This window comes from Ideonella azotifigens (assembly GCF_021043325.1).
Lineage (GTDB): Bacteria > Pseudomonadota > Gammaproteobacteria > Burkholderiales > Burkholderiaceae_C > Ideonella > Ideonella azotifigens.
The window spans coordinates 572,922-587,608 of the sequence record NZ_JAJNKD010000002.1 but is presented as its reverse complement, the minus strand read 5'-3'; the positions used below and the strand labels follow the sequence as shown (position 1 = coordinate 587,608).

The window sequence follows — 14,687 nt, the reverse complement described above, 5'->3', positions numbered from 1 at the left end:
TCAGCTTTCCTGCTTCTTCAGCAACACGATGGCCAGCCCCAGGATCACCGGCACCGAGGCCAGCAGCGGCCAGAACGACGGCGCCAGGCCGGTCACGTCCAGCGCCTTGCTGAACACACCGCGGCTGATGGTGAGGAAGTGCGAGGCGGGATAGATGCGGCCGATGAAGGCGCCCATGCCTTCCAGCGACGACACCGGGTTCAGCAGGCCGGCGAACTGCACGCAGGGGATCATCGTGGCGATCATGGTCACGAAGATGGCCGCGATCTGGCTCTTGGTGAAGGTGGAAGCCAGCAGGCCGAAGCCGGTCGAAGCCACGACGAAGATCAGCGCCGCCAGGCTCAGGGTGGCAAAGCTGCCCTTGATGGGCACGCCGAACACGCTGACGGCCAGCGCCGACATCAGCAGGAAATTGAACATCGCCAGCAGCACATAGGGCAGCTGCTTGCCGAGCAGGAACTCTGTGCGGGTGACCGGCGTGACATAGAGGTTCAGGATGGAGCCCAGCTCCTTCTCGCGCACCACCGAGAGGGCCGCCAGCATGGCCGGGATCATCATCAGCAGCAGCGGGATGACGGCCGGCACCATGGCCGGCAGGCTCTTCACATCGGGGTTGTAGCGGTAGCGCACCTCCAGCGCACTGGGTGCGGCCAGCGACACGCCCAGGCGGTGCTGCGCCATGTCCGCCAGCCACATGGCGTGCATGGCCTGCACGTAGCCGCGCACGGTCTCGGCGCGGGTGGGCATCGCGCCGTCGGCCCAGGCGCCAATGGTCACGGTCTTGCCGCGCGCCACGTCGCGCGCGAAGCCCGGCGGGATCTCGATGGCCAGCGCCAGCTCGCCGCTGCGCATGCGGCGGTCCAGCTCGGCGTGGTCGGCGATGGGCGCATGTTCGATGAAGTAGCGCGAGCCCGAAAGGTTCAGCGCATAGCTCTGGCTCAGGCCCGTCTGGTCCTGGTCCAGCACCGCGTAGCTGAGGTTCTCCACGTCCAGGCTGATGCCGTAGCCGATGATGAACATCAGGATGGCCGTGCCCAGCAGTGCCAGCGTGGCACGCACCGGGTCGCGCCGCAGCTCCAGCGCCTCGCGCTGGCTGTAGCTGAGCAGGCGGGCCAGGCTGAAGCCGCGGCGCGCGGCCGGCGCGGCGGCGGCCCGCACTGTGGCATCGGCGGCCGGCGCAGCGACAGGCGCGAGCGTGGCAGCCTCCGGCCCCGCGGCCTCTTTCAGGTAACTGATGAAGGCGGCCTCCAGGCTGGCGGCGCCGCGCTTGGCCACCAGGGCCTGCGGTGCGTCGGTCACCAGCACCCGGCCGGCGTGCATCAGCGAGATGCGGTCGCAGCGCTCGGCCTCGTTCATGAAGTGGGTGGAGATGAAGATGGTCACGCCATCGCGGCGGGCCAGCTCGATCATCAGCTCCCAGAACAGGTCGCGCGCCACCGGGTCCACGCCGGAGGTGGGCTCGTCGAGGATCAACAGCTCGGGCTTGTGCACCATGGCCACCGCCAGCGACAGGCGCTGGCGCATGCCCAGCGGCAGGCTCTCGGGCAGGCTGGCCAGCACGTCCTGCAGGCCGAAGCGCTTGGCCATCTCGTCCACCCGCGCGGCCACCTGTTCCGGCGCCACCTTGAACAGCTGCGCGTGCAGCACCAGGTTCTGCTGCACGCTGAGTTCGCCGTACAGCGAGAAGGCTTGCGACATGTAGCCCACGCGGGCGCGGGTGGCGATGTCGCCGCTGGCAATCGGCTGGCCGAACAGCAGCGCCTGGCCCTCGCTGGCCGGCAGCAGGCCAGTCAGCATCTTCATGGTGGTGGACTTGCCGCAGCCGTTGGAGCCGAGGAAGCCGAAGATCTCGCCGCGGCGGATGCGGAAGTCCACGTGGTCAACGGCGACGAAATCGCCAAAGCGCATCGTCAGTCCGCGCGCCTCGATGGCAATGGCCTCTGTGCCCCCCTCGTCGGCCTGCAGCGGCGGCACCACGACCGCGTGGTGGCCGCGCCGCCGTTCCTCTGGCAAGAGCGCGATGAAGGCGGCCTCCAGGCTGGCGCAGCCGCTGCGCTGGCGCAGCTCGGCCGGGCTGCCGGTGGCCAGCACCCGGCCGGCGTCCATCGCCACCAGCCAGTCGAAGCGCTCGGCCTCTTCCATGTAGGCGGTGGCGACCACCACGCTCATGCCGGGCCGCTCGGCCCGGATGCGGCCGATCAGCTCCCAGAACTGGGCCCGGGAGAGCGGGTCCACGCCGGTGGTGGGTTCGTCGAGGATCAGCAGGTCCGGGTCGTGGATCAGCGCGCAGCACAGGCCCAGCTTCTGCTTCATGCCGCCTGAGAGCTTGCCGGCCGGGCGCTGCAGAAAGGGCCGCAGGCCGGTGCTGGCGGTCAGCGTATCGATGCGGCTGCGCCGCTCGGCGCTGCGGTGGCCGAACAGGCGGCCGAAGAACTGCAGGTTCTCCTCGACCGACAGCGTGGGGTAGAGGTTCTTGCCCAGGCCTTGCGGCATGTAGGCAATGCGCGGGCAGACGGCTTCGCGGTGGGTGCGGCTGGCCATGTCGCCGCCCAGCGCCAGCACCGTGCCCTCCTGCACCGCGCGCGCGCCGGCCAGCAGTGACAGCAGGCTGGACTTGCCCACGCCGTCCGGCCCGATCAGGCCGACCATGCAACCTGCCGGCAGCGCCAGCGTCACATCGTCCAGCGCCACGGTCTCGCCGTGGCGCAGGCTCACGCCGCCAAAGCGGGCGACCGGCTCGCCCGGCAGGCTCACTGGAGGGCTCACCGAGGCACCTGCACCGCCAGCTCGGCGGGCCAGGCGGCCTGCGGGTCCAGCTTGAGCCAGGCCACGCCGGGCAGGCCGGTCTTGACCTGCTTCAGGTGCTTCTGCAACAGCTCGCGGCCGATCTGCGCCTTGACGCGGAACATCAGCTTCTGCCGCTCGCTGGCGGTCTCCACCGTCTTGGGCGTGAACTGCGCGGTGCTGGCGACAAAGGACACCTTGGCCGGGATCACGTACTGCGGCGCGGCGTCCAGCACGATGTGCACTTCGCTGCCCAGCGCCAGCCGGCCGGCCACCTGTTCGGGCACGAAGAAGGTCATGTAGACGTCCGACAGGTCCACCAGGTTCAGCAGCTTGCCGCCGCCGCCCAGCACCTCGCCGGCCTGGGCGATGCGGTACTGCACCCGGCCGGCACGCGGCGCGGTGAGGGCGCTGTCGTCGATGTCGGCCTGGATGCGGGCCAGCGTGGCGTCGGCCGCGACCTGCGCTGCCTGGGCGCTGCTGACCTGGGTGCGCGCGGCCACCACGCCGGCCCGGGCCGCGGCGACCTGGGCCTGGGCGGCATTCAACCCGGCCTGGGCGCTGCGCACGCGGGCGCGGTCGTCATCCAGCTCCTGGTCGGACGACGCGCCTTCCTTGGTCAAGGTCTCGGAGCGGGCCTGGCGGCGGCGGGCGGCGTCCAGCTCGCTCTCGCGCTGAGCAACCTGGGCCAGCGCGGTCTGCACATCGCTCTCGCGCACCGTCACCTGGGCCTGGGCGCTGGCCACGCCGCTGACGGCCTGCTCACGCCGCGCGCGGCCTTCGTCGCGCTGGGCTTCCAGGGTCTGCACCTGCATGTGGGCCAGCGGCTGGCCGGCGCTGACGAAGTCGCCTTCGTCGACCAGGATGTCCTGCACCCGGCCACCCAGCTTGGTGGCGACGTCGACCTCGGTCGCCTCGATGCGGCCGTTGCCACTGACAAAGCCTTCGCCAGGCCCGTGCGGGCGCAGCGCGCTCCAGGCGTAGGCGCCGGCACCGGCGGCCACGGCCACGGCCAGCAGGCCGGCGCCCAGGATCAGGTGTTGTTTGGTGATGGGCATGGTGGTGTTCGTCAAAGTGCGTCGCCGCCGAGCGCGGCATAGAGGCTGACCTGGCTGCTCAGCAGCGCGCGCTGGGCCTGCACCTGCTGCTGCTCGGCGGCCAGCAGGTCGCGCTGGGCGTCCAGCACTTCGAGGAAGGCGGCGGAACCGGCGTCGTAGCGCAGCGTGGACAGGCGGGCGCGTTCGCGCTGGGCCGCCAGTGCCTGCTGGGCGATCGCCAGCTGGCGGGCCAGGCCCTGGCGTGCGGCCAGCGCGTCGTTGACATCGCGGAAGGCGCCCTGCACGGTGGCTTCGTAACGGGCCAGCGCTTCATCCCGGCGCGCCTGGGCGCCGGCCAGGTTGGCCTCGCGGCGGCCGCCGTCGAACAGCGGCAGCGTGATCTGCGGGGCAAAGCTCCAGGCCGCGCTGCCGGTGGCAAACAGCCCGTTCAACTCGGCGCTGGCGGTACCGGCCTGGCCGGTCAGCGCAATGCGGGGGAAAAAGGCGGCGCGGGCGGCGCCGATGTTGGCATTGGCCGCCTTGAGCTGGTGCTCGGCGGCCAGCAGGTCCGGCCTGTGGTCCAGCAGCTCAGCGGGCAGCCCCGGCTGCAGCTCGGCCAGCCGGGTGGCGGCCAGCAGCGGCACGGTGCGGCTGTCCAGCGGGCCGCCGACCAGCAGCATCAGCGCATGGGCCTGGTTGGCCCGCGCGAGGTCGAGCTGGGCGCTCAGCGCCTGGGCCTGGGTCAGCAGCGTCTGCACCTGGGTCAGCGCCAGCCGCGAGGTGGCACCCACCTCCACCCTGCGGGTGAAGATGCGCAGGCTTTCGCTGCGGCTGCTGACGGTGAGATTGGCCAGCGCCAGGCGCTCGTCCAACTCGCGCAGCGCCAGGTCGGCCTGGGCCACCTGGGTGATGAGGCTGAGGCGGGCGGCGGCCTGCGCCGCTTCGCTGGCCAGGAAGCTTTCGCGCGCCGCACCTTCGAGGCTGCGCACCCGGCCCCAGAAGTCCAGCTCCCAGCTGGCCAGGCCCAGGCCGACCTGGAAGTCATTGCCCACCACCGGCCGACCGGTGAGGTTCAGGTCGCCCGGCACCCGCTGGCGCTGGCCGCCGGCCTGGGCGGCCAGCGTGGGCAGGGCCTCGGCCTGCTGGATGCCCAGCGCGGCGCGGGCCTGCGCCACGCGGGCCGCAGTCTGGCGCAGGTCGCGGTTGTGGTCCAGCGCCTGCGCGATCAGGGCCTGCAGGCGGGCGTCGGCGAAATAGTCCTGCCAGGGCAGCGAGGCAGCCTGGCGCGCCAGCGGCGGCGCGCCCAGCTCGAACTGCGCCGGGACCGGCGGCTCGGGCCGGGTGTACGGCGGCGCCAGCGAGGCGCAGCCAGCCAGCAGCAGGCCGCCAGACCAAACGAAAGCAAGGAAGCGTCGAGATAAATGCATGGCTAGCCCAGGATGTGCATGCCGGCGTCGATGTAGAGCGTGTCGCCGGTGATGGCGCGCGCCAGGTCGCTGACCAAAAAACTGCAGAGCTCGCCGATCTCCTGCTGCGTGACCAGCCGGCGCAGCGGGGCGCGGGCGGCGCTGTCCTGCAGCAGTGCATCGAAATGGGCGATGCCGGAGGCGGCGCGTGTGGCCAGCGGGCCAGGCGACACCGCGTTCACGCGAATGCCGCGCTGCCCGAGCTCGGTGGCAAGGTAGCGCACGCTGGCTTCCAGCGCGGCCTTGACCGGCCCCATCACGCCGTAGTTGGCAATCACCTCGTCGGCACCCTGGTAGCTCATGGTCAGCAAACAACCGCCGTCCGCCATCAGCGGCTCGGCGAGCCGGGCCATGCGCAGCAGCGAGTGGCAGGAGACGTCCATGGCCTGCGCAAAGCCCTCGGCGGAACTGTCGACCACTCGGCCGTGCAGATCCGCACCGGGCGCGAAGGCGATGGAGTGCAGCACGAAGTCGAGCCTGCCCCAGCGCTGGGTGATGGCCTCGAACACCGCTTCCAGCTGGCCGGGCTGCTGCACGTCCAGCGGCAACATCAGCGCCGCGTTCAGCGCCTGGGCCAGCGGTTCGACGTGCGGACGGGCCTTGTCGTTGAGCCAGGTCAGCGCCAGTTCGGCGCCGGCCGCCTGGAAGGCCTGCGCGCAGCCCCAGGCAATGCTCTGTGCGTTGGCGATGCCCACCACCAGGCCTTTCTTGCCGCTCAGGTCGATGACCATGTCAGCGCACCATCACGTAGCTGCCGGGCGCATCGGCCAGCGCGCCCTTGTGGCGGCCACCCATGTGCGGCGGCTTGACCGGGGCGCCGGAATGCGCCGCCAGCCAAGCCTGCCAGGCCGGCCACCACGAGCCTTCGTGCTGCGGCGCCGCCGCCAGCCAGTCGTCGGCCGTCAAGCTCGGGCCTTCGGCAGGACGGGTCAGCAACTGATGGCGGCGATGGCCGGCGCCCGGCGGGTTGACGATGCCCGCGTTGTGGCCGCCGCTGGTCAGCGCGAAAGTGATCTCGGCCGGGCACAGGTGGTGCAGCTTGTAGACCGAGCGCCACGGCGCGACATGGTCGGTCAGCGTGCCCACCATGAACACCGGCAGCCGCAGGTCGGCCAGCGAGACGGGGTGGCCGTCGACCATGAAACGGCCTTCGGCCAGGTCGTTCTTCAGGAACAGCTGGCGCAGGTACTGCGAGTGCATGCGGGCCGGCATGCGGGTCGCATCCGCGTTCCAGGCCATCAGGTCGTTCATGGTCGCGCGCTGGCCCAGCAGGTATTCGTTGATCAGGCGCGACCACAGCAGGTCGTTGGAGCGCAGCATCTGGAAGGCGCCGGCCATCTGGCTGGCCTTGAGGTAGCCGGTGCGCGCCATCTGCGCTTCCAGCAGGCTGACCTGGTTCTCGTCGATGAACAGGCCCAGCTCGCCGGGTTCGTGGAAATCGGTCTGGGCGGCGAACAGCGTCATCGAAGCCAGCGCCTCCGGCTCGGTGCGCGCGAGTGCGGCGGCGGCCATGCTCAGCAGCGTGCCGCCCAGGCAGTAGCCCACGGCATGCACCGGCTGCTTGGGCACGATGTCTCGCACGGCGGCGAGCGCGGCGGCTACGCCCAGCGAGAGGTAATCGTCCATGCCGAGTTCGCGGTCCTCGGCCTGCGGGTTTTTCCACGAGATGCAGAACACCGTGCGGCCCTGGTCGACCAGGAACTTGATCAGCGAGTTGTGCGGTGACAGGTCCAGGATGTAGTACTTCATGATCCAGGCCGGCACGATCAGCACAGGCTCCGGATGCACCGTGGGCGTGCTGGGGGCGTACTGGATCAGCTCCATCAGCCGGTTCTTCAGCACGACCTTGCCGGGGGTGACGGCCAGGTTGCGGCCGACCTGGAAGGGTTCGGTGCCGGCCGGCGGCGCGTGCACCGCCTCGCGCTGCAGGTCTTCCACGGCGTTCAGGAAGCCACGCGCCAGGTTGGCGCCCAGCTGGGCCTGGGTGCGCTCGAGCACCACCGGGTTGGTGAGCAACTGGTTGCCGGGCGAGGCCAGGTCCAGCAGCTGGCGCGCGCCAAAGGCCACCAGGTCCTGGTGATGCTTTTCCACGCCCCACACGCCTTGCGTGGCCGCGGCCCACCACTGCTCGGTCAGCAGGAAGGACTGGTGCATCAGGTTGAACGGCCAGCGCTGCCACTCGGGGGCCTCGAAGCGGCGGTCGTGCGCCGGCGGAGCCACGCAGCAGCCCTCGGCCGGCGCGCGGCCGGCGGCAGCGCCACAGGCCAGCGCGTAGTGGGTCCATTGCTGGGCCTGCTGCCAGGCCAGGCTGCCCAGGTCGGCGCGCTTGCCGGGCGAGGCGGCCAGGTGCAGCGACCAGTCCAGCCAGGCCAGCAGCGGCGAGGCCAGCGAAAGCGAAGCGCTGCCACGGGCCAGCGCGGCATGCACCAGCGGGTCGATGCGCTCGGCAAGGCTGGGGAGTTCGGGGCGGGCGAGGGGGGCGGGCGTCGGCATGGCGGTGTCCTGCAGGGGACCGGGATGGCGCCACTGTAGGAAGCCGCGGGGCCGCCCCTCTTGAGGCAGATCAAGCGAGTGACCGACTGGTCAGTCTCCAATGCCGTGGCAGGACACAACACCAGGAGACATGCACATGCCAGCCCCCATTCCCTTGCAGGCCTGCGTGGCGCCTGCCCCCGCGCCACAGCGGCGCCGCGAGCCGCCCGAGGTGCGAGTGCAGCAGATCCTCGATGCGGCGCTGCTGGCCTTTGCCGAGCGCGGTTTCGCGGCCACGCGCATGGACGACATCGCCGCGCTGTGCGGGCTGTCCAAGGGCGGGCTCTACGGCCACTTCAAGGGCAAGGACGAGCTGTTCGAAGCACTGATCGGCCGCCACCTGCAAGTCCCCGATCCGGGCTCAGCAGAGCAGCCGCCGCCCACCGCGCTGCGGCCACTGGTGGAGTGGTTGGTCGGCCGCATGTACCAGCGCATGGGCGATCCCGGCACCACGGCGATGCTGCGCCTGCTGATCGCCGAAGGCCGGCGCGTGCCCGAATTGGTAGCGCGCTGGCGCTCCCAGGTGCTGGAGCCCCATTGGCAGTTGCTCAGTGCGATCCTGGCCGAGGCGGCGGCGCAGAGCGGTGCACCGTCCGGCGTGCGGACCGAAGTGCTGGTACGCGAACCGCGGCTGATCCTCGCGCCCGCCGTGTTGCTGATGCTGACGCAGCTGATTTTCGGCGAGCACGATGCGGCAGACGCCGAGCGCATGCGCAGCGCCCACGTGAACATGCTGTGCGAGTGGCTGGCGCCCGCATCAGCCTGAGGTTTCGCGCACGGCCCGTGCCAGCAGCCGGACCTGGCGGTCCATGGCCTGCGCCCTGACATGGCCGTAGCCGAGCACCAGGCCGTTCAGCGGCCCGTGCGGGCAGCCGGGGACCTGGTGCTGGCTCAGGGGCCGAGCCACCACGCCAAGGACAGCGGCACGTGCGCTGGCCTGCACGTCGACCACGCCTTGCGGCAGCGTGATGCACAGGTGCAGGCCCGCGCCGTGGCCGACCGGCACGACGCTCTCGCCGAATTCCTGCTGCAGCGCGGCCAGCAGCGCCTCGCGGCGCTCGCGGTAGAGGCGGCGCATGCGGCGCAGGTGGGCCAGGTAGGCGCCGCTGTGAAGCAGGGCGGCCAGCGCGCGCTGCTCGGGCATGCGGCCGCGCGGCTGCAGCCGGCTCATGGCCTCGGCAAACGGCGCCACCATGCCGGCCGGCACGACGATGTAGCCGGTGCGCAGCGCCGGCAACAGCGTCTTGCTGAAGGTGCCGAGGTAAAACACCGGCGCGGCCGGCTCCAGGCCTTGCAGCGCGTGCAGCGGCGCCTCGGTGTGGCGGAACTCGCTGTCGTAGTCGTCTTCCAGGATCCAGCTGCCATGGCGCCGGGCATTGGCGATCAGCGCGAGCCGGCGCGGCAGGCTGAGCACCGAGCCCAGCGGGTATTGGTGCGAGGGCGTGAGGTAGACCAGCTTCGGCGGATGGCGCCAGTCGGCGTCGGTGAGGCGCAGGCCTTCGCCGTCGACCGGCTTGCCGACCACCTTCAGCAGCGCGGACTGGCAGGCCGTGAGCGCACCGCCGTAGCCGGGGTCTTCCAGCCAGGCGGTGTCGCCGGCATCGGCCAGCACGCTGGCGCAGAGCTGCAGGCTTTGCTGGGTGCCGTCGGTGATGAACAGCTGCGCGGCGCTGCAGCGCAAGCCGCGGTTGGCGCGCAGGTGCTGGGCCAGCGCGTCACGCAGCGAGGCGTCGCCCTGCACGCCGGCGTAGCCCAGGTCGGGCGGGCTGGCGTCGCGCCAGGCCCGGTCCAGCAGGCGGCGCCACAGTGCCAGCGGGAAGGACGGCAGGTCCGGCAGGCCGGGCACGAAGGCACGGTCCAGGCCGGGGGTGACGAAGTACGAACCGTCCACCCCGTCCAGCGGCTCGCTCAGCGACAGCGCGCGGCGGGACAACGGCAGCGCGAGTGTTTCCTCGGCCCGCGGCTGCACCGGCAGCGGCGCCACGCGTGTGCGCCGGCCTTCGGTTCGCACCAGCGCTTCGGCGGCCAGTTGCTCGTAGGCGTACAGCACCATGTTGCGGGCCACGCCGAGGTCGGCCGCGAGCTGGCGGCTGGGAGGCAGCGCGGCGCCCGCGGCGAGCTGGCCGTCCAGGATGGCCAGACGCAGGCCCTGGTGCAACCTGGCCTGGCGCGAGCCGAGGGTCGGGTGGGCTTGATCGACGCTGCGCAGCAGCAGGGCGTAGTCCATGGTGCTGCGGAAACTGGCTCTAAAAACTTGCCGGCAATGGCTCTAGGTGAGGGGCCAATTGTTGCCTATGCTGCGCCGCTTCGCCGTTTTCCCATCCCAGGAGTTGCCCCATGTCCCCGCCCAGTGCCCGCACCCGTGTCAAACGCCTGGCCGAGCTGGCCCGCTACGATGCGGCCACGCTGCATGCCATCGTCGACGCCAGCTACCTCTGCCACATCGCCTTCCATGACGGCAGCAGCAGCCACTGCATTCCCACCGCCTGCTGGCGCGATGGCGAGCGGCTGTATGTGCATGGCTCCAACGGCGGCCGGCTGGTGAAGCTGCTGGGCAGCGGCCGGCAGGTCAGCGTGGCCATCACGCTGATGGACGGGCTGGTACTGGCCAAGTCGGCCTTCAACCATTCGATGAACTACCGCTCGGCCGTGATCTACGGCAGCTTCGAGGCGGTGGCAGGCGAAGCCGAGAAGCGCCGGCTGATGGACGTGTTCATGCACAAGATCGCACCGGGCCGCGAGCACGATGCGCGCCCTGGCAACGACAAGGAATTTGCCGCGACCACGCTGCTGGCCCTGCCGCTGAACGAGGCCGCTGCGAAGGTGCGCACCGGCGGCCCGCAGGACGATGCCGAGGACCTGGACCTGCCGGTCTGGGCCGGCGTGCTGCCGCTGCTGCTGCAGCCGCAGGCCCCCGTGGCGGCGCCGCACAGCACGGTGCCGGCGCCTGCGTATGTCACCGGCTGGCATGGCCGCTCGCCCTTGCCCAGGTAAAGATTGCCTTTGATGCTGCAGCGCGCAAGGCCGGCCGCGGCTTGGGCCAAAATCGCGCCGTGCGTCATGTTGTAACTCCTTGTATCTCTCTGCCGCTGGGCTTCCTGCTGCTGCAAATCGGCCTCCCGCTCGCCTGGCCCGAGGCTGCGGGCGGCGTGGCCTATCTGGCGATGGTGGTGGCGCCCCTGCTGACGGGGCTGGCCACCGCCTGGCGCGGCCGGCGGGAACCGCAGGCCGCGGCGCGCACCGGCTGGTGGCTGGTGACGGCCAGCCTGCTGGTGTGGACGGTTGGCGGCTTCGGCAACCTGTGGCACGAATGGGTGCTGGGCCTGGCCAACGAGATGTACCGCGGCGCGATGCTGGCCTTCCACCTGGCTGCCGTGCCGCTGACCTTTCTGCTGGCCAGCAGCTGGCAACCCGCTGGCCAGCACTGGGTGCGAGGCATCGACGCGCTGCTGGCGCTGGCGCTGGGCTTCGGCTATTTCCTGATCACCTGGCATGTGCTGACGGTGCACGGCGCGCAGGACCAGCCCGGCGTGCACACGATGATGTGGCTGTTCGACGCGCAGAACCTGTTCATCGTGCTGGGCGCGCTGGTGCGCTGGTGCGCGGCCGAGGAAGCCGACGAGCGCACGCTGTTTGGCGTGCTGCTGGTGCACGCGCTGCTCTACATGGGCGTGGCCGGCTGGAACAACCACTTCATTGCCGGCGACCCGGCCTATGGGCCGGAATACGGCGCAGTGGTCACGGTTGCATTCGCGCTGCTGGCCTCGCTGGCATTGCGGCCACCGCAGGCCGAACTGGCGCTGCCGCAGCCTCCGGCGGTGCTGGTGCGCAGCGTGCACGCGGCCGGGCCGCTGGTGGTGCCGGGCGCGCTGCTGGTGGTCTCGCTGTTCCTGATCCGTGTGGACTACGCCTGGGGCACGGCAGGCGTGGTCAGCGCAGTGCTGGGTTATGCGCTGCGCAGCGTCGTTTTGCAGGTCAGCCAGATCGCCCGAGGCGAAGCCTTGCAGCGCGAGCACACCGCGCTGCGCTCGCTGGCCTGGACCGACGCGCTGACGGGCGTGGGCAACCGCCGCTTCCTTGACCATGCGCTGGCCGGCGCCTGGTGGCGCGAGCAGCGTGGCACCCCGTCGGTGGCGGCGGTGCTGATGATGGACATCGACCACTTCAAGCTGCTCAACGACGAGCTTGGCCACGAGCGTGGTGACGAATGCCTGCGCCAGGTCGCGCAGGCACTGCAGCGTGCCTTGGTGCGGCCGGGCGACATCCTGGCGCGCTACGGCGGCGAGGAATTCATCGCGCTGCTGCAGGAGGTGGACGCCGACGGCGCCTCGGTGGTCGCCGAGCGGCTGCGCGCGGCGGTGCAGGCACTGCAGCTGCCGCACCCGGCCAGCCCGCAGCAGGTGGTGACCATCAGCATCGGCCTGGCCTGCGCGCCGCTGCATGCGGCCAGCGACAGCGCCCGGCTGATCCGCGCGGCCGACCAGGCGCTGTTCCAGGCCAAGCGCGCCGGCCGCAACCGCGTACAGCATCACGCGATGAAGGGCGGCCCGGCCGCCTGATCCCATCGGCGCCAACGAGGTCTCAGGGGTTTTCAGGCACCTGAACAGCCGCTGAACAAACGCTGTCACAGGACTGCTGCAGACTGCCAGTGCGTGCGGTTTTGTGACCGTTCGTGCAAGCTGCAGCGCAGACACGGCAATGCCCGCATGGCGCCGCGCGAAGCTTGGTGCTAGTCTGAATTCAACCCCAGCTCCTGGACAAGCAGCAGGCCGTGGCCACCATGAATCCCAGCGAATTTCTGGCAGTCGCGGGCGTCTTCTTTCAGGCAACGCTGGCGCTGCTGTTCCTGTCCCTGGCGCGCCGCTCGCAAATGCGCGAGGCGGCCTACGTCGCGGCCGGGTTCGGGCTCTGGGCCCTGGTGCAGCTGGCCATGGTCTTCGGGTTGGCCGGCTCGCCACCCGGGCTGCTGGCCGCCGCCTGCTGGATGCCGGTGACGGTACTGGGCATTGCCGCACTGGGCAGCCGGCTGCTGCGCGCCCAGCGCCAACTGAGCTGGCAACTCTCGCAGCAACGCAGCGTGGCCGAGCAGGCCATGGCCCAGGCCCGCGCCAGCGAGGCCCGCCTGGCCGAGCTGGCCCAACAGCTGCAGCAGCGCCAGGCGCAATGGCAGGAAGCCCAGAAGGCGCTGGCCGAGGCACGTGAGCAGGCCCAGGTGGCATCGCGCGCCAAGAGCGAGTTCCTGGCCAACATGAGCCACGAGATCCGCACGCCGATGAATGCAATGCAGGGCCTGATCAACCTGGCACTGCGCAGCCGGCTGGACTCGCGCCAGCGCGGCTACCTGAACCGGGCCCGGGCCGCGGCCGACACCCTGCTGCTGATCATCAATGACATCCTGGACTTCTCGAAGATCGAGGCCGGCAAGCTGGTGCTGGAGCACCGGCCCTTCCTGCTGGTGCAGGTGCTGGACAAGCTGCAGGCCGCCATCGGTGCCAGCGCGCAGGACAAGGGCCTGACGCTGAAGATGGACGTGCCCGAAGACCTGCCGCCGGTGCTGGTGGGCGATGCGCTGCGGCTGGAGCAGGTGCTGGTCAACCTCTGCGCCAACGCGGTCAAGTTCACCGCCCGCGGCGAGGTCCGGGTTGCCGTGCGCTGCACGCAGCAGGACAGCAGCGGCGAAGTGCCGAACTGCACGCTGGTCTTCGCGGTGCACGATACGGGGGTCGGCATCCAGCCGGCGCAGGCCGAGCGGCTGTTCCAGCCCTTCGACCAGCTCGACCCATCGAGCACGCGCCAGCATGGCGGCACCGGCCTCGGGCTGGCGATCTGCAAGCAGCTGGTGGCGCTGATGGGCGGCAAGATCGGCGTGCAGAGCAAGCCCGGCGAAGGCAGCGAATTCAGCTTCGATGCGCGGCTGCAGGTGGGCACGGCCGAGCATGCCAGCGTGCTGGTGCAGCAACGCGAGGCCACCGCGGCCAGCCAGTCGACCGACCCGGCGGCGGTGCCGGCGATGCTGCGCGGCAAGCGGGTGCTGCTGGTCGAGGACAACGAGTCCAACCAGATCGTCGCGGGCGACCTGCTGCGGGAATACGCCGGCATGGAGGTGCAGCTCGCGCGCGACGGCAAGGAGGCGCTGGCCTGCCTGCGCGACCATCATTTCGACCTGGTGCTGATGGACGTGCAGATGCCGGTGATGGATGGCTACCAGGCCACCGCGCTGATCCGCCGCGAGGCCCGGCACCAGGCGCTGCCCATCATCGCGATGACCGCGCACGCCCTGCCTTCGGACCGCCACAAGAGCCTGGCCGTGGGCATGAACGACTACGTGACCAAGCCCTTCGACCCGGCGCAGCTGTTCCAGGTGCTGGTGCGCTGGCTGGCGCCGCGGCCGGTCGCGGCAAGTGCACCCGCCATGCGCCCGCCGCCGGCCCTGCCCAGCCCGGCCGCAGCCAGCCTGCGCACCAGCAGCACGGCGGCCCTGCCGCCGGACGGCGACAACACCGAAGAAGCCGTGTCTTTTGCACTCGGCCTGCAGCGCTGCCTGAGCCAGCGCGACCTGTACCGCAAGGTGGTGCAGCGCTTTGTCAGCGTGCATGCCGAGCAGCCGGCGCAGCTGGCCGCGGCGCTGGCGCGGGAGGCCTGGCGCGAGGCCGCCGCGCTGGCCCATGACCTGATCTCGACCGCCGGCACCATCGGCGCCGAAGGCCTGTCGCAGACCGCACGGGCGCTGGAGCAGGCGCTGAATGCCGGCGAGGCGACCCGCTGGGCGGCCTTGCAGGCCACGCTGGCGCTGCAGCATGCGCGTGTCATGCAGGCGCTGACCCGCTACCTCGACGACCAGGCGGCGCCACACCGCTGAGCACGGCCA

Annotated in this window: 10 protein-coding genes; 4 read left to right on the top strand and 6 right to left on the bottom strand. The window is 70.9% G+C overall.

Annotation, left to right across the window (positions count from 1 at the left end; all coding sequences use genetic code 11):
- From rbbA to LRH25_RS07295, 5 genes are read right to left on the bottom strand one after another with little or no spacing between them, the layout of a single operon-like run.
- On the bottom strand, positions 1 to 2,766 hold the full coding sequence (rbbA, locus tag LRH25_RS07315) for a ribosome-associated ATPase/putative transporter RbbA (protein WP_231010568.1): 2,766 nt from the start codon (positions 2,764 to 2,766) through the stop codon (positions 1 to 3).
- Positions 2,763 to 3,842, bottom strand: coding sequence for an HlyD family secretion protein (locus LRH25_RS07310; RefSeq protein ID WP_231010567.1), 1,080 nt, complete (start codon positions 3,840 to 3,842; stop codon positions 2,763 to 2,765). The genes rbbA and LRH25_RS07310 overlap by 4 nt, the downstream gene beginning before the upstream one ends.
- Before the next feature lie 11 nt (positions 3,843 to 3,853).
- The gene (locus LRH25_RS07305; protein WP_231010566.1) at positions 3,854 to 5,248 is read right to left on the bottom strand and encodes an efflux transporter outer membrane subunit; all 1,395 of its coding nucleotides are present in this window, start codon (positions 5,246 to 5,248) and stop codon (positions 3,854 to 3,856) included.
- 2 nt (positions 5,249 to 5,250) lie between these two features.
- Entirely contained in the window at positions 5,251 to 6,018 is a 768-nt protein-coding gene (gene fabI, locus LRH25_RS07300) for an enoyl-ACP reductase FabI (RefSeq protein ID WP_231010565.1), read from the bottom strand.
- A 1-nt stretch (position 6,019) separates the two neighbouring features.
- Positions 6,020 to 7,780, bottom strand: coding sequence for a PHA/PHB synthase family protein (locus tag LRH25_RS07295; protein ID WP_231010564.1), 1,761 nt, complete (start codon positions 7,778 to 7,780; stop codon positions 6,020 to 6,022).
- 136 nt (positions 7,781 to 7,916) lie between these two features.
- Between LRH25_RS07295 and LRH25_RS07290 the strand changes: the two genes are divergently transcribed.
- The gene (locus LRH25_RS07290; RefSeq protein ID WP_231010563.1) at positions 7,917 to 8,585 is read left to right on the top strand and encodes a TetR/AcrR family transcriptional regulator; all 669 of its coding nucleotides are present in this window, start codon (positions 7,917 to 7,919) and stop codon (positions 8,583 to 8,585) included.
- Here the strand turns inward: LRH25_RS07290 and pdxR are convergent.
- A complete protein-coding gene (gene pdxR, locus LRH25_RS07285; protein WP_231010562.1) occupies positions 8,577 to 10,046 on the bottom strand; it encodes a MocR-like pyridoxine biosynthesis transcription factor PdxR in 1,470 nt (489 codons plus the stop codon). The two genes, LRH25_RS07290 and pdxR, sit on opposite strands and share 9 nt — an antisense overlap.
- Positions 10,047 to 10,156: 110 nt before the next feature.
- Between pdxR and LRH25_RS07280 the strand changes: the two genes are divergently transcribed.
- The 3 genes from LRH25_RS07280 (at position 10,157) to LRH25_RS07270 (ending at position 14,678) form a co-directional block, all read left to right on the top strand.
- Positions 10,157 to 10,813 carry a pyridoxamine 5'-phosphate oxidase family protein gene (locus LRH25_RS07280; RefSeq protein WP_231010561.1) on the top strand — a complete coding sequence of 219 codons (657 nt, stop codon included), beginning with the start codon at positions 10,157 to 10,159 and terminating at the stop codon, positions 10,811 to 10,813.
- 59 nt (positions 10,814 to 10,872) lie between these two features.
- Positions 10,873 to 12,378 carry a GGDEF domain-containing protein gene (locus LRH25_RS33020; RefSeq protein ID WP_231010560.1) on the top strand — a complete coding sequence of 502 codons (1,506 nt, stop codon included), beginning with the start codon at positions 10,873 to 10,875 and terminating at the stop codon, positions 12,376 to 12,378.
- A gap of 221 nt (positions 12,379 to 12,599) precedes the next feature.
- Positions 12,600 to 14,678, top strand: coding sequence for a response regulator (locus LRH25_RS07270; protein ID WP_231010767.1), 2,079 nt, complete (start codon positions 12,600 to 12,602; stop codon positions 14,676 to 14,678).
- The last annotated feature ends 9 nt before the right edge of the window (positions 14,679 to 14,687 follow it).

Excerpts from the sequence above, each read along its gene's own strand:
- LRH25_RS07310 (WP_231010567.1), bottom strand. The coding sequence starts at position 3,842 with ATGCCCATCACCAAACAACACCTGATCCTGGGCGCCGGCCTGCTGGCC.
- LRH25_RS07305 (WP_231010566.1), bottom strand. The coding sequence starts at position 5,248 with ATGCATTTATCTCGACGCTTCCTTGCTTTCGTTTGGTCTGGCGGCCTG.
- fabI (WP_231010565.1), bottom strand. The coding sequence starts at position 6,018 with ATGGTCATCGACCTGAGCGGCAAGAAAGGCCTGGTGGTGGGCATCGCC.
- LRH25_RS07295 (WP_231010564.1), bottom strand. The coding sequence starts at position 7,780 with ATGCCGACGCCCGCCCCCCTCGCCCGCCCCGAACTCCCCAGCCTTGCC.
- LRH25_RS07290 (WP_231010563.1), top strand. The coding sequence starts at position 7,917 with ATGCCAGCCCCCATTCCCTTGCAGGCCTGCGTGGCGCCTGCCCCCGCG.
- pdxR (WP_231010562.1), bottom strand. The coding sequence starts at position 10,046 with ATGGACTACGCCCTGCTGCTGCGCAGCGTCGATCAAGCCCACCCGACC.
- LRH25_RS07280 (WP_231010561.1), top strand. The coding sequence starts at position 10,157 with ATGTCCCCGCCCAGTGCCCGCACCCGTGTCAAACGCCTGGCCGAGCTG.
- LRH25_RS07270 (WP_231010767.1), top strand. The coding sequence starts at position 12,600 with ATGAATCCCAGCGAATTTCTGGCAGTCGCGGGCGTCTTCTTTCAGGCA.